The sequence below is a fragment of the Candidatus Neomarinimicrobiota bacterium genome (assembly GCA_036476315.1).
In the GTDB taxonomy this organism is placed as follows: domain Bacteria; phylum Fidelibacterota; class Marinisomatia; order Marinisomatales; family S15-B10; genus JAZGBI01.
Genome location: JAZGBI010000013.1, coordinates 13,767 through 34,197 on the forward strand (window position 1 = coordinate 13,767; position 20,431 = coordinate 34,197).

The following is a 20,431-nucleotide window of genomic DNA, read 5'->3' on the forward strand; positions in this document are numbered from 1 at the left end:
GTCAACTGTTACCGACCAAGAGGACCGATGTTGCTCTTGGCCTGCCCCCGTTGTTTGGATAACCTTCTAAGTTAGGGCATAGCGGTTTGTATTTCATGTAAGATTATTCTTCGTCATGAGTGAAAATGTGTTTCAACCACTCCCATCTCAAGAACTGCATCAGGGGTGGTCATCCCCTGGCTGATGAGAACCTCTGCTTCACTCAACTGTCGGATAATCAATTCGGGAGTGTACCGGTTTCTGGAAATGACCATTCCTCCATTCTGGTTGTACCATGCCCTTACTTATCCAAAGGATCCTTCGGAAACATTGTTACAACTTTTGGGGTGCAGATCAGCTTCTCGGCACATTTTCGCAAGTCCCTCGATGTTCTTGTCCTTGAAACCTCACAGTATTACCCAAACGATGAGGACGGTAGACCACCCCATTGAAAGGTTCATCAACGCCGACATGAAAACACCTGCTGCCAGGAACCTTCTCAGATTTGCGTGATCGGCCACAAAACCGTCGAACAGTTTTCCGAAGCCATAGCCGTAGAAAATCGCCGACCCGATAATTCCCAGCTGTTCAGGCGAGAAGATATCCAGGTCTATGAGTGGTTTCTTGACCACGGACAGTGCCAACCGGCACGTATAGGCAAATCCGTAACCGAGAGTTATGGACAGCATGACGGACTGCCGGCTTCGACTGTAGAGCCTGTCTACCTCCCGGCTGTCCTGAACCCGGGGCTTCTCTTCCCCGGCTGAGAAGAAACGTAGTGGACTGGTCAGTCTAACTCCCCCTCGCAATGAGTTCGATCTTCACAGGGATCTCTTCGGGAATCTTCTCACCGTTGATCAGGCGGTAAGCATTTTCCACGGCCAGCCTTCCCATTTCATCGGCAAATTGGGCCACGGATCCTGCCATTACTCCCTTCTGGATAAGATCGCGGGCTTCGGGAAGAGCGTCGAACCCAATAACGACGATGTCACCTGTTCTACCGGCTGCGGCTATGGCTTCAATGGCGCCCAGGGCCATCAAGTCGCTGCAAGCAAAAAGAGCCTGGACCTCAGGATGAGATTGAAGGATGTTCTGGAAGACGTTGAATCCCTGGTCCCTCTCCCAGTTTGCCGTCTGGGATGCCTCAATCTCGATTCCTGGCACCGTATCGATGGCTGAATGAAACCCCCTCAGGCGAGCATCCCCCGTCTCGTGACCCGGAATGCCTTCAAGGATGGCTACTTTTCCGGTTCCTTTCAGCCTTTGTATCAGATACTCGCCGGCAATTTTCCCCCCTTCAAAATTATCTGAGCCGATAAATGTCGCGTAGCGACCACCCGCCTCCTTCAACACTCCGGCATCCACTCGAGTATCCACCACCAGCACTGGAATCCGTGCCCGGTTAGCCTTGACGATGGCAGCCACTATCTCTTTCGAACCGCTGGGGGTAACGCAAATTGCATTCACCTTTCTCTGAATCATGTTCTCCACGATCTGCAACTGCTTTTCCGCGTCCACCTCGCGCTCGGCTGCCTGGACGATCAGGTTTATACCCAACTTTTCAGCGGCAATTTCCGCCCCTTTCTGCATTTCGATGAAGAAAGGATTGTTCAAGGTTTTCATGACGAGTGCAACGGATGGACCTTCTTGCGCAGTCTCCTTTCCGCGCTGACACCCCAACAATGCCACAAAGATCGCAAGAACTGTTACCAGAAGCGTGAGCTTGAGTTTCATCGTATTGACTACCCCCCGATTAATCTACCGTCTTTGCTTTTTCAAAGTCATATCCATGAGAACCGCAAGGATAATGACACTTCCTATAACCGTCTGTTGAATGAATGAGGAAACGCCAAGAAGATTGAGGCCGTTTCTCAGGACTCCCATGATAAATGCGCCGATGAGGGTACCGATGACTCTCCCTTCTCCCCCCATGAGGCTCGTCCCTCCGATAACAGTGGCTGCGATGGCGTCCAGTTCGTACATGATGCCGGCGATTGGCTGGGCCGAATTCAAACGGGCGTTCAGGATAATGGCGGCCAGGCCACTGAGCATTCCGGAGATTCCATAAACCACTGTCTTGTGTACCCGCACATTCACGCCAGAAAGGAGTGCCGCCTCTTCGTTACCGCCGATGGCGTAGGTGTAACGTCCCAGCTTCGTCCGGGTCAATACAAAATGTGCGATCACGTAGACCCCAATCATGATGATGACGGGAGAAGGAATCCCCAGTACTTCTCCTGTTGCCAGAGACCGGAAGGGTGTTGGAAACCCTGAGATAGGTCTCCCCTGGGTATAAAGCAGAGCAGCCCCCCGTGCAACACTCATCATTCCGAGAGTCGAAATAAAAGGCGGCAGTCTCCCGTAGGATATGAGAACTCCGTTCACCAGACCGCACAGAAGCCCAACACCCAACCCCGCAACAACTGCAAGGGCAATTGGAGCACCGCCTTGAAGGGCACTTGCCAGCACAACTCCGGCAAATGCCATGATTGATCCAACGGATAGATCAATTCCCGCCGTGATAATCACAAACGTCAATCCCACGGCGATGATGGCGTTTATGGACGTCTGTTGAGCAACATTCAATAGATTCGAGACCGTCAGAAAATATGGCGTTAAGATCCAGAGCACAATGATCAGTACGATGAGTCCAATCAACGTACCGAACTGGCGAGAATAGTGTAAAATGAAACTCTTTATCGTCATTCTCAGTCCGCCAGGGCCCGCTGCAGAATTTTCTCCTGAGTCGCCTCACGTGAGGAGAATCGACCGGAGATCATCCCCTGGCACATCACCAGAATCCTGTCGCTCATGCCGATGATTTCCGGCAGCTCTGAAGAAATCATGATAATGCCAACACCCTCGGCAGTAAGCCTGTTCATCAACTTGTAGATCTCCACTTTCGAAGCCACATCAATCCCCCTCGTTGGCTCGTCAAAAATAAACATATCCGCCTGACTGCACAGCCATTTGCTCAGCACCACCTTCTGCTGATTTCCTCCACTCAAGAACGTCGCTTTTTGATCCAGACCGGTGGTTTTGATGGCCAGCTCCTTTACATACTGCTCCGCAGAACTGTTCTCCTCTCCAACGTTCATCACACCAAACGTCGCGAACCGATCTACACTGGGCAGACAGATGTTCTCCTTCAAAGTCAGATCCAAGACCAATCCCTGGGACTTTCTATCCTCTGTTAAGAATCCGATGCCAAGACTGATAGCCTGACGCGGCGATTTGATGTCGATCAACTGACGCTTAACATAGACTTTGCCAGAATCCATTCTGTCAACGCCAAAGATCACGCGTGCCAGCTGCGTCCGGCCCGATCCAAGAAGACCGGAAATGCCGAGAATCTCCCCTTTGTGAAGAGAAAATGTGATGTCTTTTAACATTCCCTTTTTGCAAAGATTCTCCACCCTCAGAATCTCTTCTCCCCGCGGGGATTTCTTTTTGGGGAAGTGTTCCTTTAGTTCCCGGTTGGCCATCATGCGGATGAGTTGATCTCGGGAGGTGTCTTTTATGTCCACGGTCGCGATATGCCGTCCGTCGCGGAGAACTGTTACCTTGTTTCCTATTTGGAAAACCTCTTCCAGCCGGTGCGAGATGTAGATGATGGATACTTTCCTTTCCTTCAGTCGCCGTATGGCGGAAAAAAGCTGAGCAATTTCGTTATCGGTCAGGGCGGAAGTGGGCTCATCCATGATGAGGATCTTCGCGTGAAGCGAAAGAGATTTGGCTACTTCAACCATTTGCTGCTGGGCCACGCCCAGGTTCTTCACTACACTCCGGGCCGAGATCTCTACGCCCAGATCATCCAGAATCGCCTGGGCCCGCTGGAACATTCTCCTTTTGTCGATCACCCCCATCTGGGTGGGCTCGCGACCAAGGAAAATGTTCTCTCCCGCGGTGAGTTGAGGGACAAGATTCAGTTCCTGATAGATGATGCTGATGCCGGCATCTTGAGCATACCTTGGATTTCTTATGTCTGTCTCCTCACCAAAGAGAATAATCTCTCCGTCCGTCTTCTGGTAGGCTCCGCCCAAGATTTTTACCAGGGTCGATTTTCCTGCGCCGTTCTCTCCAAGAAGTACGTGAACTTCCGCCTCATTCAGCTCAAAATGGACATTGTCCAGGGCGATGACCCCGGGGAACTCCTTCCGGATGTTGATCATCTTGAGTACGGTATTGTTGTCTGAGGTCTTCAAATGAGTTCTATTGCTTTGAGAAATGACGATGGAGCAGGAGCGGTCGGGGGTGGTGTTTTCGATAGAATATAACACCGCACCCTGTCATCGATACCAGATAGGCGACGCTCCATAGCCAGTCGAGGAATTCGAATGTCACTCTGCCGGACATGATGTCAACTGCTCTCGACGATTATGTCTGGAGCATTACCAGCCTGTTCTCTTGCAGGGACTGTTTGGCTGCAAGTCCGATTTGAATAGCGAGCAGACCGTCCCTCCCGGTGACCGGAGGGTCAGAATCTTCCCTGATGGCTTTGAAGAACTCTCTTATTTCCTTCTTGTACGATTCCCGGTACCGTTCGACAAAGAAATGGAGAGGCTTGTCGGCAACGACACCCTCCTCCGTGCTCAGAACGGTTTCGGTAGGAGTCCTGTTACCGGCCACCATGCTCCCGCGAGAGCCAAAAACTTCGATGCGTTGATCGTAGCCAAAAACGGCTTTGCGGCTATTGTCGATCACCGCGAGGGCTCCGCTTTTCAATCTCATCGAGGTTATGGCTGTGTCAACGTCCCCGGCGATGCCGATGGCACTATCTACCAGAACCGAACCGGCAGCATAGACTTGTTCCACCTCGCTTCCCGACAGATATCGGACCATGTCAAAATCGTGAATCGCCATATCGAGAAAAATCCCTCCCGATGTTTGAACATACTCTACGGGTGGAGGAGAGGGGTCGCGGGATGTGATCTTGATGATATGGACGGAACCGATCTTGCGGGAAGTAACAGCCGTCTTCAGACTCATGAAATCTGCATCGAAGCGACGGTTGAATCCTACCTGAAGTTTTACACCCTGTTGTCGGACGATCTTCAGAGCCTTTTCAATCCGGTCCGGATCAAGGGCAATCGGCTTTTCGCAGAAGACATGTTTCCCGGACAGGGCCGCTTTGATGACTTGCTCCGTATGAAGTTCAGAGGGCGAGCAGATGATAACCGCTTCTATCTGTGGATCCGAGAATATCTCTTCTGGGTTGAGAGTGGCGTTCAGTGCAAGATCTCTGGCCCACGTCTCATCCATGAATGGATCAGCTACTGTTTTGACCCGAGCGCCTCGCATTCTGAGGATGTTCTCCACACGGAGCTTTCCTATTCTGCCGGCCCCAAGAACGCCGACGGTCACAGACTTCATCCTTGCACCCTCACTGGCTTATTTTCCCTGCGCGACAATGCGGCAGCGGTGGCGATGTTGATCGCCGCCACGGCATCTTCACCCGTAACGGATGGATCCGTTTCATTCCGGATACAGTCAAAGAACTCTTTGATCTCCTGGACGAATGCTTCTTTGAACCGTTCAACAAACGAATAGTGCGGTTTGTCCATAAACACACCGGTTTCCGTACTAAGCGTGGTACCGGTGGGTCTTGTATTGTCTGCCCGGACGCTTCCCAGAGAACCGAAAACCTCGACCCGCTGGTCATACCCATAGTGGGTCTCCCGACTATTGTCGATGATACAGAGCGCGCCGTCGGACATCTTCAGCGTTATCAGGGCAGTGTCAATGTCTCCGAGTCTTTCGAGCGCTGGATCGATGAGCACCGCACCCATGGCAAACACCTCTTCCACCTCGGAGCCGGTCAAGAAGCGGGCGGTGTCAAAATCGTGGATGCAAAAATCGAGGAAAAGCCCTCCCGACTTTGGGACAAACTCAAGATCCGGTCTGACAGGATCTCGGTTAGTTATCGTAATAATGTGAGGTGCCCCCACTGCCCCCCTTTCAACAATCTCCCGCACTTTTCGGAAATCGGGATCGAATCTCCGGTTGAATCCCACCTGAAGCTTCACACCGGCTGTTCTAGCTGCCTCAACCGCCTCGGAAACGCCCCCCGGGTCAAAAGCAACCGGTTTTTCACAGAAAATATGCTTACCCGCCTGGGCCGCCCCCAGGATGAGATCAACGTGTGCAGTGGAGGATGCCGCAATGACAACGGCCTCAATCTCCGGATCTTCGTAGACCTCCTTGGCACTCAATGACTTCACGGGAATCCCGGATTTTCTGGCCCATGCTTCATCCAGGTCTATATCAACAACTGATTTGAGTAATACTTCAGGTAAATAGAGTTGTATATTACTGGCATGCATCTTACCGATACGGCCGGCACCGATAAGTCCTGCAACGACCTGCCTGTCGTCTCGAGAATGTCCTCTACGGTTCATGTGGGTTGCGCTGCAATGGTGGCAACGGACGATCGTTCCACCATGTATGATTTCAGCACGATTCCTCGAGGCTTCTTGATCTGCCGCCGGATACGGGACATGATAAGCTTCATACTTTCCTGTCCCATCTCGTAAATGGGCTGGTGCATGGTGGTCAGGGAAATGGTTGTGAATGGCAAATCGTCGTACCCAACCAGGGAAATATCACCGGGAATGGAAATACCCAGCTGGTTTGCAGCCGCGTAGAACTGAAGAGCAATCCGGTCGTGCACGGCAAAGACAGCTGTTATTCTGTCTCTTTTGCCCAAGAGGTTGAGAGCGTGCTGAAAATATCGTTTCTCGACAAAAGGACCGGGCTCGGCAATAATAATGGAACTATCAATAGGAACATTGTGGTTCCCAAGGGCTTCCTTGTAGCCCTCGAGCCTCAGCCTCTCCGTGGAGAAAAGGGTGCTCAAGGTTATCCCTATTTTCCTGTGACCTTTCTTGATAAGATACTCTGTCAGTTCATAAGCCCCCTCAAAATTGTCCGTGGTCACATAGTCAATGCCGACTCCCTCCAGGGTGCGGTCGGCGAGGACAATGGGTATCTTTTTTCGTGCAAATTTGTCAATGATCTGCAGGTTCTTTTCATCCGCGGCTGCCGTGGGAACAAATATGACGCCACTCACAGAGTTCTCGATAAGACGATTGGCGTGAAACTCAGCCTTGACAAATAGGTCATCCGTATTGCAGATGATCAGGCTGTGTTTGCTTTTTGCAGCCTCATCTTCAGCCCCTCGTGCCAATTCGGGAGCATACCCCCTCCGGATATCCGGTATCAGGATGGCCACAATGGTCTGTTTTCCCGAATCTACATTCCTTTCGAGAACAAACGTTCCCAGCCGTTTCTTTCGTACCAGATAACCCATGTTCACCAGATTCTGCACCGCCTGTCGAACCGTCGTCCGAGCCAGACCCGTTAGCTCAACCAGCTCCCTGTCGGTAAAGATCTTTTCATTGGGCTTGAACACCCCCTGTTCGATTTGCTCGATAAGCCAGGTCTGCAGCTGAAAGTAGGAAGGTACGGGACTGGTTCGGTCGATGATCATAGGTATTTCCTATCGGAGTAGCATATCCAATTGTCTGTACGATTATACCAAAAGAAATCCTAAATGTCAAAGTAGTTAGGAATTCTCACGTCAGAACTCTCAACCTGCATAAACAGTGGAGCGTCAGGTTGTCTCCCTTCCGGAAATGAAGAGGTGATCGTTTTACCCACTAATAATCAGACAATTACGCGTGAGAACTATGGGCAGAGAAAAAATGTTTGTTTTTCTCCGTTGGGTATATGACTTAGAATCGATGGAGCATTGAAGGGTTATTGGGGTTATTCTTCTCACAGGATGATTAAGTATTTAAGTATATACAATTACTCTATACAATCACTACATCCGAAAAGGCACTTGAACGGAGGGAATTTAGCATGAAAACAAGAGGAGTTGCTGTTTCACTCTACGCTGCCATCGTGTTGATATGCATGATGGCCCTCCCCTATCAAGCTGACGCCCAGTCCGGTCGCATTACTGGAAGGGTTACAGATGCAGGGACGGGAAATCCTTTGCCTGGAGCCAATGTGGTTGTCAATGGAACAAACTTCGGGGATGCAACGAGTGTCACAGGCGAGTTCCTGATCGCCCGCGTTCCGTCAGGAGAACATACTCTTAATGTAGACTACCTCGGCTTCGCAAGTCAGTCAGCGGAGATTACTGTAAGTGCCGATCAGGTAGTGATCCAGGACTTCTCCCTCTCGGAGCAGCCAATTGTCGGCGAAGAGAATGCGGGCATCTGGAAGTTTGAGGCGGAACCTGATGGAAATTCAGAAAAGTTCCTCGTAGATTCCATCGGACCACATCTTGTGGCAGACGTGGAGGGACTTGCGATCTATTATGCCAACGATTCCAGAGGGTACCTGATTGCCTCCAGCCAGGGGAACGATTCCTACGTCATCTATGAGCGGGAGGAAAATCATAAGTACGTTGGGACATTCCGCATTGCTGCAGGTGAAACCATCGACGGAACGTTCGACACGGACGGTATTGACGTCTCCAATTTTGCACTTGCCCCCCTCTTCCCCGGCGGAATATTCGTCGTTCAGGATGGGAGTAATCCGGGGGGGAATCAGAATTTCAAGTGCGTCCAGTGGGAACTGATAGCTCGACTATTCGATCCCCCCCTGCTTGTCGATACACGGTGGGACCCACGGACAGTGGGCTCCGGGAAGTAACCAGATACATAGTTAACGGCCATGTGGCTAATCTCACTACTCATCCTCTGCGTCCTGTTCATCGTTTTCTCCACCACGAAGCTGAAGCTTCACCCATTCGTGTCCCTTCTTCTCGCCGCCCTGGCATTTGGACTGCTCTCCGGGATGCCCCTCAGCACCATCAACGAATCCATTGTGGATGGTTTTGGCACCACAATCGGATATATCGGCATTGTCATCGTCGCCGGCACAATTATCGGAACTTTTCTTCAAGAATCCGGCGGTGCTTTTGCCATGGCCAACACGATCCTCAAAGTGACCGGAAAGAAAAACGTTCCCATGGCCATGGGTATCATTGGCTATGTCGTGTCTGTCCCGGTCTTCTGCGATTCGGGATTCGTGCTACTGTCACCACTGAACAAGGCTCTTTCCAAGAAAGCTGGAATCACTCTCGCCGCGAGCGCCATCGCCCTGAGCCTGGGACTCTACGCCACCCATACCATGGTACCACCGACCCCGGGACCCATTGCAGCCACGGCGATTCTGAATGCAGATATCGGACAGGTGATACTTCTCGGCCTTATGGTCTCCATACCTGCTCTGGTTATCGGATGGCTCTTTGCCGTGAAAGTGGGGTCAAGAATTGATATTGATCCTGAGCCCGACCTATCCGAAGCCGACATCCAGGCAAGGATTTCCGAGGCACCTTCAGCGCCGAAGGCTTTCCTCCCCATTGTTCTCCCTATCATCCTCATCGTGTTGAGATCGATAGCCGACTTCCCGACGAAACCGTTTGGAGAAGGTTCGCTCCAGGAGGTGATCGGTTTTGTCGGACATCCGGTCATCGCACTTCTCGTGGGCGTTCTGATCGCATTCACGCTCCCAAGACGTTTTGACAAACAGATGCTTTCTTCCTCAGGTTGGATCGGACAGGCTCTGGCAAGTGGGGCAATTATTATCCTCATAACCGGGGCGGGTGGCGCTTTTGGCAAGATCCTGCAGAATTCGGGGATCGCTGACATCCTGGGGGAAAACCTCGCTGGTGCGAAGCTTGGCATATGGCTCCCCTTTTTCCTTGCGGCAGCCATAAAATCGGCCCAGGGCTCTTCCACCGTTGCCATTATTACAGCAGCTTCTCTTCTCGCCCCTCTGTTGGAACCCCTTGGATTTGACTCAGGCCTGGGGAAAGCTCTTACTGTAGTGGCCATTGGGGCCGGATCCATGGTGGTCTCCCACGCCAACGACAGTTATTTCTGGATCGTTACCCAGCTGTCAAATATGGACGTAAAGACAGGATACAGACTGCAGACTGTGGGGACCCTGGTTGTGGGTCTTGCTGCTGCAGTGATCGTCTGGGTTATTAGCCTTGTCTGGACACCCTAACTAATCATCGGGATGAACCAGTTCAAATTCATGAGGGCGTTCTACGGATTGGCCGTGAGCGCCACTATTGGTTTTGTAACCACTCTCTTCACCCGGCCGGAGAGTTAGGACAAACAACGGGGACTGGTGTGGGGAACAGTCTCCGATGCCCTCAATTTCTATAAGAGATCTCCTGGCAACGAATCAGGAAGCAGGCGAGCGGTTGGAACTGCTGTGCTGAAGGAGAGGATACCTGAAAAAGTGGATCCGAATAACCTCCCATTTGTCTCGATTTCAAGACCGCTGGCAGACAGCTTAGAAGTGAAAGAAGGAGATCTTCTTTACCTGAGTGATAGACGGTGGTGGCTGGGAGGACTGAAATCCACCCACGCACTGTCGGGGGGAATTGTTGAGGATTATACCGAACCCGCGGTTGAAATGGGAGAAAACAGCTACCAGCTTGTCATTTCGCCGAAAAGAAGAAAATACCGAATCATCATCGAGAAACTTTACTAACCTGCATTGTTCCCCACTGCCACCCCGATTGAACAGCTTTGCATTCAACCTGCCTGCCGGCAGGCAGAGGTCACATTTGGTTTCCTTCGCTCACTACTATTACCACGGCAAACCAATCGCACTCGTCAAAAACCGCATGAACGAAGTTGCGTCACTGCATACCTTACCGAATTGATCAATAAAGTCAGGCTTGCAGGCGTCCTCCTCACTTAATGCTGCGGAGGCAATGAAGTCTTTTCTTTTCAAATCTTCGATGAGTTGGTGGTCAGGGTCAAATCCCGTTGGTGCCCTCTTAAGCGAATCGCCTTTGAGCCTAAAGGTTGATTTGAAATCATTGTCAGAAAGAACTCGCTTCCAGCTGGAAGGATCATCAACAATCGTGTCTCGGATCTTCGTCAAAGTACTCGTGTCCGGATGCCAAATCCCGACACCGCCAGAGACGTTTCCAGGCTCCAGGTGAAGATAGAAGCCCGGAGTGTGAACATCCTTCGCTCTTTCATGACGAAAATGGATACCGGCAGACGTCTTGTAAGGTGACTTGTCTTTTGAGAAACGGACATCCCGGTAAATGCGAAAGAGTGAGCCTCCCAGAGGCCTCGGATCAGCCAAATAGTGTTGACTTATCTTGGAGAGGTGCACGCCAAAATCGGCAATGAACCTTAGAAGTGGCTGTCGCACGTAAGACTCGTAGCGCCTTTTGTTAGCGAGAAACCACTCTCGATTATTGTTCTCCCGCAGTTCGCTCAAAAACTGAAAGAGTTCTGGGCTTATTTGCGCATCTACTGTCATCAACACCGGTTCCTCCCAGTTAAATTGGCTGTTGGTTCTTTCGATTCGACAGAACTCTCTATTTTATAAGGACTTATAGTCTCTAGCCTCATTTGCCTTTAGCAAAGTTCCCCCTGAAATATAGGAATTTTCATGGGCCAGTTCAATGGAACAACTGGTGCAATGCTGGACAGTCTTGAACTTGCCCCCACCGAGGTGACAAGGGACCTAGATGGCGACACCGCTTCATGCAATTTTGATCGAGGATTCAGAGGATGATGCTCTATTACTGCTGCGTGAACTTCGGCGCGGAGGTATGGGACACAAGGGTCGTTAAGTTCCATTTTGGGGGTGGAATTGGACGTTTAAGAGGATGACGGAGAATGCCTAGAGGTAACGGGCATACCATACCGGGGTACATATGATATATTATTCAGACGATGCCACAAAGGAAAGGCTTGGTCCGACCCCAGTCACACCCCCAGCGGAAGATAGACTTGGAATGTTGCACCCTTGCCGGGCTTACTCTGCACCGTGATGTCGCCACCGCTCTGCCTGACAATGCCGTAGATGGTGGGCAGTCCCAAACCAGTCCCGTCTCCCCTCTCTTTGGTGGTGAAAAAGGGCTCGAAGAGATGGTTCAAAGTTTCTTCATCCATTCCTATCCCTGTGTCAGCTACGGCAAGCATTACGTACGGTCCTGGCTCAAGGCCAGGTTGTTTCAGTGTCTGGTCTTCATCCAGCGTGACGTTGGCCGTCCTAATGGTCACCTTTCCGCCATCAGGCATGGCGTCACGAGCATTCATGGTAAGATTCAATATGACCTGCTCTATCTGAGAGGGATCAGCCTTCACCGTTTTCAGTCGGGGCTCTAGGTCAGTTACTAGAGTTATATTTTCGCCAATTGCATGCTCCAAAACGTTATCTACGTCTTCAATCACGTCGTTCAAGACCAGATCAGTACGCTTCAAAGGCTGCATGCGGCTAAAGGTAAGCAATTGGCGCGTTAAAGTAATGGCTTGGTCTACCGCCTTTCGGATCGCCTCGGCCTGATTGCGGTGTGGGTCATTTTTGTCCAGACCCGCTAAGAGCAGTTCATCATAGCCACTGATGAGAGTAAGAATATTGTTGAAGTCGTGTGCCACCTCAGCGGTGACCCGGCCAATGGCTTCCAGTTTCTGAAACCGGGCAAGTTCATCTTCCATCCGTTGATGCTCCAGGGCCTCTTTGTAAAGGACCGCGTTTTCGACAGCCAGAGCGGCGTGAGAGGACATAGCCTCCAGAAACTCCTCGTCTTCGTGGGAAAACAAACCTTCCTTCTTGTTGAGAACCTGGAACACACCGATGATCTTTCCTTCCCGATTGCGCATGGGCATGCAGAGCACACTTTTCGTCATATAGCCGGTTGATTCATCAATTTTCTTGTAGAAGCGGGGATCCCCGTAGGCATCCTCAATCTTCACGGTTTCGCCAGTCTGAGCCACATGACCTGCAAGACCTGTTCCCAAGGGAAGACGAATCTTCAGCCATTCTTCCCCCTGCAGCACCTCCGACCAGATTTCTCCCTTTTCCTCATCCAAAAGATAGAGCGTACTCCGGTCTGCGTTAAGGTTTTTTGTCACCAGATCCACAATTACTGTCAGCAATCGATCTAGGTCCAGTGTGCCGTTCATGATCTGGCTTGCTTCCAGAACCGAGTGCATTCGGCTCACCAGGATCCGGTCAGCCTCGCGCCTCACATACCGGCGGTTTTCCCTCCGCGCTTGTTTCTGATCCTCTTTGCTCATCTCAACTTCCCAATCTTTCTGATTCAGCCCGGTTCATGAATTGCCGAATATCCCGACAACAACCCTGCTCAAAATAGTTCGTGCACCGAGTGCCCAATGAGTGCCGACACCAGAACTATCAAGTTGAAAGAACCCCTTGGCGAGAGCAAATCCCTAGCCGAGTATCGGTGAGTCATCTCGTCAGGTTCACAGCAGCCAGGGCTGAAGCACAGCCTGAAGGTTTCCGTTCATGATCAAACATCGTATCGCCTTTCTGGAACCTTTCTGGAAAGATACTTAAAACTAAATTGATATGAAATAAGACCCAAGATAAAATAAGTGGGAATATGCCAGCTCCTATCGCAAGAAAGGAAGGTCAGTTAAGGCATTAAATGCACTGGAAATAGCGTGATTCACAGTGAAAAATCTCTCATTATCTTTGGTACAAAAAGGGGGGCGGATCACCTGAATGTATTAGAAATAGCTGTATGAACATCTTAAGTTCCCTCATCATCATTGGTACAAAAAAGGGGGGCGGGCCACGGGTCAAGCCCTAAAGTTAAGAAGGGGTCTAAAGAATGGGGGCTGGCTGGCCTTAGGGAGTTGACAAATAGCAGGCAATCCGGCATTTTCTTACAGGTGGTGTTTATTACCTCTAACGATTGTGGTCTAGACCATGCCTGAGCAAATCCGAAAACTGAGAGCCATCGTATTCACCGACATCGCAGGATTTACGGAACTCTCCGCTCAGGATGAGACAGCAGCCGTTGAACTCATTGACAAGCAGCGAGAACTGCTGAAGCCTATTGTTGAGGAATTTGGAGGAGAGTGGCTCAAGGAAATCGGTGATGGACTGCTTCTCAGTTTTCCCAGTTCATTAAAGGCTGTGAACTGTGGGATAGAGATTCAACGCACAACAAAGGATATTGAAAATCTTAATCTCCGCATCAGCATTCATCAAGGCGATATTATTCAAATGGGCACGGATATTCTGGGTGATGATGTAAACATAGCCTCACGAATTGAACCGCTTGCGGCAGTAGGTGGAATTGCCATATCGCATAAAATCCACCAAGATATTTCTGGAAGTCCAGAGTTCTCGACAAAGTATGTCGGACAGCCTAAGCTCAAAGGGGTAAAACAAGATGTAAAGGTCTATTGCATCGTTTCTCACGGGCTGCCTGAGACCAAAATGTCTGAGGTTTCAGCTAAACTTGAGAAGAGGCCTATCTCTTTGGCTAAGTGGGCTATCCCTACCATAACTGTTGTAGCGGTTGGTCTGTATTTTGTTCTTACGGCCAGCAAAGCTATTGATTCGATAGCTGTATTGCCTTTCGATAATCTCACACATGACCTCGAACAGGAATTCTTTGTTGAGGGCATTCATGAGGCCCTGATCACCGAACTATCCAAGATTAGGGCATTGACGGTTTTGTCCCGGACGTCGGCGATGCATTACAAGGGGGCGGACAAAATGGTGCCTGAGATCGCGCGGGAGCTGGACGTAGACGCGCTCGTGGTGGGTTCGGTGCTGCGGGAGGGTGAACAGGTACGCATCACGGTGCAGTTGATCCACGGGTCCAGCGACCGCCACCTGTGGGCGCAGAGCTTCGAGCGGGAACTGAGCGACATCCTGAGGCTGCACAGGGAAGTGGCGCGGGCCATCGCAGAGGAAATACAGATCACACTGGCCCCGGAGGAGCGCGAGAGACTTTCGGGGGAATCTCGTTCCCTGAACCCAAAGGCATATGAGGCCTACCTGAAGGGGCGGTTTTATTTCTCACGCTTCGGGATGGAACATCACCTTACCGCCCTGTCCTCCTACAAGGAAGCCATCGCGCACGACCCGTCCTTCGCCAAGGCATACGCCGCCATGGCAGAAGTGGGTTCCTTGCTCCTTCTGGGGGAAGCCACTAGCATAGCAGACTGCAGATTGTGGGCGAGGAAGGCGGTTGAACTTGACGACAAACTCGCAGAGGCACACACCGCTCTAGGCGTCGTGAGGATGCTCGAGTGGGACTGGATGCGGTCGGAGGCGGAGTTCCACAAGGCGATCGAACTCAATCCCAACTCGGTGATGGCCCACCAGTGGTATTCCCAGCTATTGCGGACGAACATGCGGTACGAAACAGCCCTCCTGGAGATCAAGCGGGCGGAGGAGCTCGATCCCCTGAATCTCTTTATAAAGACTATGGTAGGCTGGCCTCTTTTTAGCCAGCACCGCTATGAGGAGGCCATCGACCAGTGGGACGAAGTACTGAAAATGGACCCGGACTACGGGCTCGCCATCTACAACCAGGGGCTGTCCTACTGGATAATGGGGAGGCCCCAGGAGGTTCTTGACAGGGCTCGACAAGCCGCCAGCCGTATGGGAAAGGATGCCATTAATATACGCGTACTGACGGCGGCCGGGCATGCTCTCTCTGGTGAGGACGAGCGCGCACTGGAGATCCTAACGGGAGTGGAGGAGCACTACGGCATCGACCAACCCGGGTTCATTGCAGCCGTCTATCTGACACTTGGTCGGGAAGAGGAGGCCCTCAGCTGGCTCGAGAGGGGATACCGGACGGGCAGTCCGGGGTTGCCAAACATCACCTCGGAGCCGTTTTTTGACGATCTTCGCGACCATCCGCGCTTCCAAAAACTGCGTGTCAAAATCGGCCTGAAGTGAAACGCTTGTCTACGGCCCCTTCTACCCCATCGGAGGTCGACGGCTGTACCTGAGTGTTCCAAGGCTCCTCAAGCGATCTCCGCCGGTTGGTGACCGCGGCAGGAGGAGACGTCTACAAAATCTAGTCAAGGATCTTAACGTCGCAGAAGATGATTTGGCGAACGCCTTGGAAAAGAAATTCAAGGATTAGCAAACCGTAACTTAGATTGAATCATCGAAGTGATTACCTTTATGTATAACAACGGTTTGCTCTGGATTGCCGGGCTCGTGCGCAATTTCAAAGTTTGACCTGCACCCCAAAAATTGTACCAGCGTTTCCGAAGGATCCTTTGGATAAGTTAGGACGGGTCGCCTCACGGACACGTCCACCGAATGTCTTCAAGATTTGTGACATTTGTCACAGCATGTAATGAACCAGTTTGGTAAACTTGAAATCTAAAAGGGCTCGGATTCGAGCCCTTTTCCTTATGGATTAGGTGGAAGGGGAAGTACCTCCCAAGAATTAGGTCAAATTATGGGGGCTGGTTCAAAATGCGGAAGGACAACAAAAAAGCCCTGTCAATGCGGGCTTAAACTCAGACATTTAAGGCACTCGGTGTTCAGAGTCGTTTCCTTATACAATTCTGCCCACTTTGAATCCGGGTGGGCGCTTACGAGCTTCTTCTGTAACTCGCTAGCTTTGTCCTCATACCCCAGCCGACGATGACACTGGATAACATAGTGTACTAATTAATGCTGGCACCCTGGCAGAAGTCGAATCGTCATCGATCACGCCCTCCAATCGCTGTATTGCTCCTCGCAGTTCTTCCCCGGTGGGCCAATGCATTTCAGTTCTCACCGAAATCAGTTACAGTTTCTAATTTGATAGATCCGGGTCCCCCTTTCCGTACAACTCGGGGTATGTCTCTTTGAGACACTCCGGACACATTCCATGGCTAAACTCCGCATCCGAGTGTTCCCCAATATAAGACTCGACCTGCTGCCAGAATCCTTCATCATCCCGTATCTTCTTGCACCTGGCACAAATGGGGATTAGGCCCGTTAGTGTTTTGACACTCTCAAGAGCTAGCTTCAGATCCGAAATAAGTCTTTCCCTCTCTTGCTCGGCCTTCTTTACGTCTGTGATATCTCGAGAAATTCCCATTTGACCCACTTTTGCGCCGTGTGAGTCGAAGAGGACTGAAGCAGCCAGTAAACAGGGAAAAGTCTCTCCGTTCTTCCGCTTGTTGAGAATTTCGTGGATATGTTGTTGATCCTTGATCGTTGATTCGTATACGGATCGACCCTCTGCTACATCTTCATAGAGGATATTTATGTGTTTACCTAAGACTTCTTCGCGACGATATCCTAAGGTTTCTTCAGCCGCTCCGTTGAATTCTGTAATCCTTCTGTCATTATCTACGGCTATTATCATATCCATGGAGCTGTCAATGATGCTTCTCGTATATTCTCTCGTGTGTAGTAGTTCACGCTTTACGTGTTCCAACTCCTTCACGCGGTCACGCAGCTCCTGCAACTCTTCAACGAGTCTTTCCTCTGTTTTCTCGCCGCTGCTCAATTCATATTGCCTCAATCATTCATGGGAGCTCCAGGTCCGCAATTATTTATTCACCTCAATGGCCAGCATGGTTCAATGATTCAGGTCAACAAACTTGTGTGTCAACGACACAATATCCCTTACAGCCAGAGGTTTATACAAGTAACCGTCTACCCCCATCTTCATTGCCTCTTCAATCAGCGACTCCGTCAGATATCCCGAAATGACGACGACTTTCGTGTCAAGATCACTGGCCTTGATCGATCTCAACACATCAATCCCGCTCATATCCCCGAGTTTTACATCCAGGAATATCAACGAATAAGAATTCTTCAGCGCAGACTCCAGGCCGGCTGCACCGGTCTGTTCGGTCTCAATGTTGATGCCAATTTCATTAAACAGATCAACAAAGAACTGGCATATGCTATGTTCATCGTCGATAACGAGCACTGATGGAGGCGAAGGGTTAAGGATGTCCTTTTTCACTTTAATTTCCTCAAAATGTCCTCAGGTGGTAGTTGACCCTGTAATTCTCGGATCTGCTTCCAAGTATCGATATCCAGAATTTTGGGCGTTAGTAAGACAACTAGCTCAGTTTTCTGCCAGGTTCTTTGTGTTGATTTGAACAATTCCCCGATTATGGGTATGGAACCAATCACCGGCACCATCGTTTGGGCTGTCACTTCCGACTCCCGCATCAACCCTCCGAGGACAACCGTCTGCCCATCACCAACCACGACCTGTGTTTGCGCACTTCGCTTTGCTATGATAGGGATACCATCTGGAGTAAATCCTTGCTGAAAGTTGGCCTGCGGCTCGAGATATACCGTGATCGTAGAATCATTATTGATATGGGGCCGTATTTTCAACCGGATGGTCGCATCTTTGAATTCATAGGAGGTAACTCCGAATTCATTCAACTTAGGATAAGGAATTTGATCACCTACCTCGATTATGGCGGTATGGTTGTCCAGGGTTATCAGATATGGGGACGACAGCAAATCCAAATCAGCTGTTTTTGCCAGAAATGCAATTGCAATGTCTATGTCATAGTTGATGATTCCAATACCAAGGCCCGCACTAACGTTCGGAAAAGTGAGCTGTGTTGGGATTCTGTCGAGAGCGGTGAAGTCGGTTGCTGCAGCGCCCTCACCTGGAGAATTGAGCACATTGTTCAGCTGTGTAAACCAGTGTACCCCCCGTTCCGACTCTTCGGTGACCGACACTTCTGCTATGGCAGCCTTTATGTATACTTGCCGGGTAGGTCTGTCAAGCTCCCGTATCAGCCGTTCTATGGCAATCAATTTGGAGGGGGTATCTATGTAAATCACGGAGTTCGTTCGCTCATCGACAAAAGCGCTTCCTACCTCAGGCGTAACGACTTGGCCAATTGTTTGAGCCAAACTCCTGGCATCGGCGAATTCACAGACATAGCTGCCCAGCTGAGTTCGCACCTGAATTTCGCTCTTGTCCGCCACCACGTATTTCCCAGACACACCCAACTGCTGAAATCCCAGGTCAAATAGTTCCGTGAGAATCGACAGTGCCTCCAGTGGCTCGACATCTTTCAAATCGAGGCTTATCTTTCGGCCTCGGACCGCCGGATCAGAGATAAACACAATCCCACTTTTCTCACTCAATATCCGAAGAACCTTTTCCAGTTCCACCTCCTTTACCGACACAGATAGTAGGTCTACTTCTCCTTCCTGTCCCCTGAGGGAATGGTGGCAAAACAAGTTCATAATGCTCAGCAGTATGACAAATGTCGATTTCTTGGAGATCCTCGGGAATACCATTTCTTCCTATTCATACCTTTCATATTTGACAGTGAAAGTATCTCTTGGACTGGTCAGTACGATCAAAGTATCTATTATTGACTCAATACTGTATTCTCCAAACTGGTCACCTATTTCATAGAATTCCCCATTTATGACAGCATATGGCTTTAATTTGTCCATTACGATACCGGATACCGTTAGCGATGGACGTCGAATCCTGGGTGGCTTTCTTCGTACGGCGGATACGACAGGCTTCGCCTTTTTCCTTAAGGTAAAAGGATCCCGAGTTTTCTTCGAATCCCACTTCTTATTCAGGGAATCAACGGTCTGAACAAACTTCTTGACAGGATCTTCCCTAATCTTTACAGCCTGAACCAGTGACTGGATGGTAATGAGGTCAATCATTAGCTCACCCATATCTTTCCGTCCTTCATCGGATGGCGAGATTGCCGAGAATACCCCGGAGAAATTCGCTGCCAGTACAACTACCAATAGGAACAGCAAAGAATATAAAACCGCAGATTTGACATCCATCCTACGTCTCTTCTTTCTCTGTCAACAGACTCAGCGCCAAGTCAAATTTAGTTGCTGACGATCTCTCTGGCTGCAGGACCGTAAAGTTTTCAATTAGAATCCACTCGGGATTTGACTCCAACTTTTCTAAGAATTTCAGAAAATCGCTGAACTTACCTTGTAGTGTGACCTGTAAGATCCTCTTTTCGTACCCAGGGTGCACTCTAATAGTCTTGTCTGTGAATTGAAGTTCCGACACCCTCAATTTCGTCCTGGAGCAGTATCCTTTGATTGTGGCCAGAATCGAGTCATGACTTCTTTCCCTCAACAGGCGGTCATCAAAATCAGAACTTAGTCGCCTTAGATCTTCAAGGTCCTTCTCAATCATATCGATAGCCGATTCGACGTCGAATGCAATCAGATTTACGTAAGTATCATCCAGTCCAACCTGTTTCTCAAGAATGTCACTATACTTCCTCATTGGGGGCTTAAGAACGAGGAGAGAACTCAAGCCCATTATGGCCAGGTATCCCGAAATGGCTATGATCAGCCATTTGGGACGCAGGATTCTTATCCATAATCTAAATGGCAACCTCACCTGTAGAAACCCAGTGAGAAGACGATCTTCGTGTTGCTCTTTTCCTCGAGGAAGCTATTGCTTTCCACCTGCAGCCTGGAATACCTGAAGGCCATGGGTATACTCTCCAACAGACTGATCCTCAAATTGTCCAGAGGTGTAATATCGTCTGTTTTTCCTCTCATGACCATATTGCCATTAATAGTGACCTCGGGCTTGTTCTCTCCCTCCTCCAATACCGGTCTGAATGAAATCTCTGTTAGAATGACATTTTCGGGAAGTCGGCGGGCCAAATCTATCAGTCGTGCGTACCATACGGAG

The 20,431-nt window shown here is 50.2% G+C and carries 20 protein-coding genes; 4 read left to right on the forward strand and 16 right to left on the reverse strand.

Going from position 1 to position 20,431, the window contains the following annotated elements; all coding sequences use genetic code 11:
* Positions 1-113 precede the first annotated feature (113 nt).
* The 8 genes from V3U24_01495 to V3U24_01530 form a co-directional block, all read right to left on the reverse strand.
* Positions 114-254, reverse strand: coding sequence for a hypothetical protein (locus V3U24_01495; GenBank protein MEE9166130.1), 141 nt, complete (start codon positions 252-254; stop codon positions 114-116).
* Positions 255-386: 132 nt separating this feature from the next.
* A complete protein-coding gene (locus V3U24_01500) occupies positions 387-788 on the reverse strand; it encodes a hypothetical protein (GenBank protein ID MEE9166131.1) in 402 nt (133 codons plus the stop codon).
* Positions 772-1,713: a sugar ABC transporter substrate-binding protein gene (locus V3U24_01505; GenBank protein ID MEE9166132.1), complete on the reverse strand. Its 942-nt coding sequence runs from the start codon at positions 1,711-1,713 to the stop codon at positions 772-774. The genes V3U24_01500 and V3U24_01505 overlap by 17 nt, the downstream gene beginning before the upstream one ends.
* 24 nt (positions 1,714-1,737) lie before the next feature.
* On the reverse strand, positions 1,738-2,685 hold the full coding sequence (locus V3U24_01510; protein ID MEE9166133.1) for a ribose ABC transporter permease: 948 nt from the start codon (positions 2,683-2,685) through the stop codon (positions 1,738-1,740).
* Between the two features lie 2 nt (positions 2,686-2,687).
* The gene (locus V3U24_01515; protein MEE9166134.1) at positions 2,688-4,184 is read right to left on the reverse strand and encodes a sugar ABC transporter ATP-binding protein; all 1,497 of its coding nucleotides are present in this window, start codon (positions 4,182-4,184) and stop codon (positions 2,688-2,690) included.
* A 172-nt stretch (positions 4,185-4,356) separates the two neighbouring features.
* Positions 4,357-5,352, reverse strand: a complete 996-nt coding sequence (gene iolG, locus V3U24_01520) for an inositol 2-dehydrogenase (protein ID MEE9166135.1) — start codon at positions 5,350-5,352, stop codon at positions 4,357-4,359.
* Entirely contained in the window at positions 5,349-6,377 is a 1,029-nt protein-coding gene (iolG, locus tag V3U24_01525) for an inositol 2-dehydrogenase (protein ID MEE9166136.1), read from the reverse strand. Before iolG (V3U24_01525) ends, iolG (V3U24_01520) begins: the two co-directional genes overlap by 4 nt.
* Positions 6,374-7,468 carry a GntR family transcriptional regulator gene (locus V3U24_01530; GenBank protein ID MEE9166137.1) on the reverse strand — a complete coding sequence of 365 codons (1,095 nt, stop codon included), beginning with the start codon at positions 7,466-7,468 and terminating at the stop codon, positions 6,374-6,376. The genes iolG (V3U24_01525) and V3U24_01530 overlap by 4 nt, the downstream gene beginning before the upstream one ends.
* Before the next feature lie 374 nt (positions 7,469-7,842).
* Between V3U24_01530 and V3U24_01535 the strand changes: the two genes are divergently transcribed.
* The 3 genes from V3U24_01535 (at position 7,843) to V3U24_01545 (ending at position 10,500) form a co-directional block, all read left to right on the forward strand.
* Complete coding sequence (locus V3U24_01535; GenBank protein ID MEE9166138.1) at positions 7,843-8,643, forward strand: phytase; 801 nt, start codon at positions 7,843-7,845, stop codon at positions 8,641-8,643.
* 21 nt (positions 8,644-8,664) lie between these two features.
* Positions 8,665-10,005, forward strand: a complete 1,341-nt coding sequence (locus V3U24_01540; GenBank protein ID MEE9166139.1) for a GntP family permease — start codon at positions 8,665-8,667, stop codon at positions 10,003-10,005.
* Between the two features lie 126 nt (positions 10,006-10,131).
* Positions 10,132-10,500, forward strand: coding sequence for a hypothetical protein (locus V3U24_01545; protein MEE9166140.1), 369 nt, complete (start codon positions 10,132-10,134; stop codon positions 10,498-10,500).
* Positions 10,501-10,599: 99 nt separating this feature from the next.
* On the opposite strand, the gene V3U24_01550 is transcribed toward V3U24_01545, so the two are convergent.
* The gene (locus V3U24_01550) at positions 10,600-11,289 is read right to left on the reverse strand and encodes a DUF2461 domain-containing protein (GenBank protein MEE9166141.1); all 690 of its coding nucleotides are present in this window, start codon (positions 11,287-11,289) and stop codon (positions 10,600-10,602) included.
* Positions 11,290-11,741: 452 nt separating this feature from the next.
* Positions 11,742-13,055 (reverse strand): ATP-binding protein, encoded by a 1,314-nt coding sequence (locus tag V3U24_01555; protein MEE9166142.1) that lies wholly within the window; start codon positions 13,053-13,055, stop codon positions 11,742-11,744.
* A gap of 655 nt (positions 13,056-13,710) precedes the next feature.
* Between V3U24_01555 and V3U24_01560 the strand changes: the two genes are divergently transcribed.
* On the forward strand, positions 13,711-15,705 hold the full coding sequence (locus V3U24_01560) for an adenylate/guanylate cyclase domain-containing protein (GenBank protein ID MEE9166143.1): 1,995 nt from the start codon (positions 13,711-13,713) through the stop codon (positions 15,703-15,705).
* 856 nt (positions 15,706-16,561) lie between these two features.
* Here the strand turns inward: V3U24_01560 and V3U24_01565 are convergent.
* The 6 genes from V3U24_01565 to V3U24_01590 form a co-directional block, all read right to left on the reverse strand.
* Positions 16,562-17,263 carry a PAS domain S-box protein gene (locus V3U24_01565; GenBank protein MEE9166144.1) on the reverse strand — a complete coding sequence of 234 codons (702 nt, stop codon included), beginning with the start codon at positions 17,261-17,263 and terminating at the stop codon, positions 16,562-16,564.
* A 72-nt stretch (positions 17,264-17,335) separates the two neighbouring features.
* The gene (locus V3U24_01570; GenBank protein MEE9166145.1) at positions 17,336-17,728 is read right to left on the reverse strand and encodes a response regulator; all 393 of its coding nucleotides are present in this window, start codon (positions 17,726-17,728) and stop codon (positions 17,336-17,338) included.
* Entirely contained in the window at positions 17,725-19,038 is a 1,314-nt protein-coding gene (locus V3U24_01575; GenBank protein MEE9166146.1) for a secretin N-terminal domain-containing protein, read from the reverse strand. The genes V3U24_01570 and V3U24_01575 overlap by 4 nt, the downstream gene beginning before the upstream one ends.
* Positions 19,039-19,044: 6 nt before the next feature.
* On the reverse strand, positions 19,045-19,554 hold the full coding sequence (locus V3U24_01580) for a hypothetical protein (GenBank protein ID MEE9166147.1): 510 nt from the start codon (positions 19,552-19,554) through the stop codon (positions 19,045-19,047).
* A 1-nt stretch (position 19,555) separates the two neighbouring features.
* Positions 19,556-20,131, reverse strand: coding sequence for a hypothetical protein (locus V3U24_01585; GenBank protein ID MEE9166148.1), 576 nt, complete (start codon positions 20,129-20,131; stop codon positions 19,556-19,558).
* Positions 20,128-20,431: hypothetical protein (locus V3U24_01590; GenBank protein ID MEE9166149.1), on the reverse strand; the 304-nt coding region annotated here is incomplete at its 5' end. The genes V3U24_01585 and V3U24_01590, both read right to left, overlap by 4 nt.

What these genes read in the sequence shown, in the direction of transcription:
- V3U24_01550 (MEE9166141.1), bottom strand. Translation starts at nt 11,289, where the DNA reads ATGACAGTAGATGCGCAAATAAGCCCAGAACTCTTTCAGTTTTTGAGC.
- iolG (MEE9166135.1), bottom strand. Translation starts at nt 5,352, where the DNA reads ATGAAGTCTGTGACCGTCGGCGTTCTTGGGGCCGGCAGAATAGGAAAG.
- V3U24_01495 (MEE9166130.1), bottom strand. Translation starts at nt 254, where the DNA reads ATGGTCATTTCCAGAAACCGGTACACTCCCGAATTGATTATCCGACAG.
- V3U24_01510 (MEE9166133.1), bottom strand. Translation starts at nt 2,685, where the DNA reads ATGACGATAAAGAGTTTCATTTTACACTATTCTCGCCAGTTCGGTACG.
- iolG (MEE9166136.1), bottom strand. Translation starts at nt 6,377, where the DNA reads ATGAACCGTAGAGGACATTCTCGAGACGACAGGCAGGTCGTTGCAGGA.
- V3U24_01575 (MEE9166146.1), bottom strand. Translation starts at nt 19,038, where the DNA reads ATGGTATTCCCGAGGATCTCCAAGAAATCGACATTTGTCATACTGCTG.
- V3U24_01580 (MEE9166147.1), bottom strand. Translation starts at nt 19,554, where the DNA reads ATGGATGTCAAATCTGCGGTTTTATATTCTTTGCTGTTCCTATTGGTA.
- V3U24_01505 (MEE9166132.1), bottom strand. Translation starts at nt 1,713, where the DNA reads ATGAAACTCAAGCTCACGCTTCTGGTAACAGTTCTTGCGATCTTTGTG.
- V3U24_01555 (MEE9166142.1), bottom strand. Translation starts at nt 13,055, where the DNA reads ATGAGCAAAGAGGATCAGAAACAAGCGCGGAGGGAAAACCGCCGGTAT.
- V3U24_01530 (MEE9166137.1), bottom strand. Translation starts at nt 7,468, where the DNA reads ATGATCATCGACCGAACCAGTCCCGTACCTTCCTACTTTCAGCTGCAG.
- V3U24_01560 (MEE9166143.1), top strand. Translation starts at nt 13,711, where the DNA reads ATGCCTGAGCAAATCCGAAAACTGAGAGCCATCGTATTCACCGACATC.
- V3U24_01535 (MEE9166138.1), top strand. Translation starts at nt 7,843, where the DNA reads ATGAAAACAAGAGGAGTTGCTGTTTCACTCTACGCTGCCATCGTGTTG.
- V3U24_01540 (MEE9166139.1), top strand. Translation starts at nt 8,665, where the DNA reads ATGTGGCTAATCTCACTACTCATCCTCTGCGTCCTGTTCATCGTTTTC.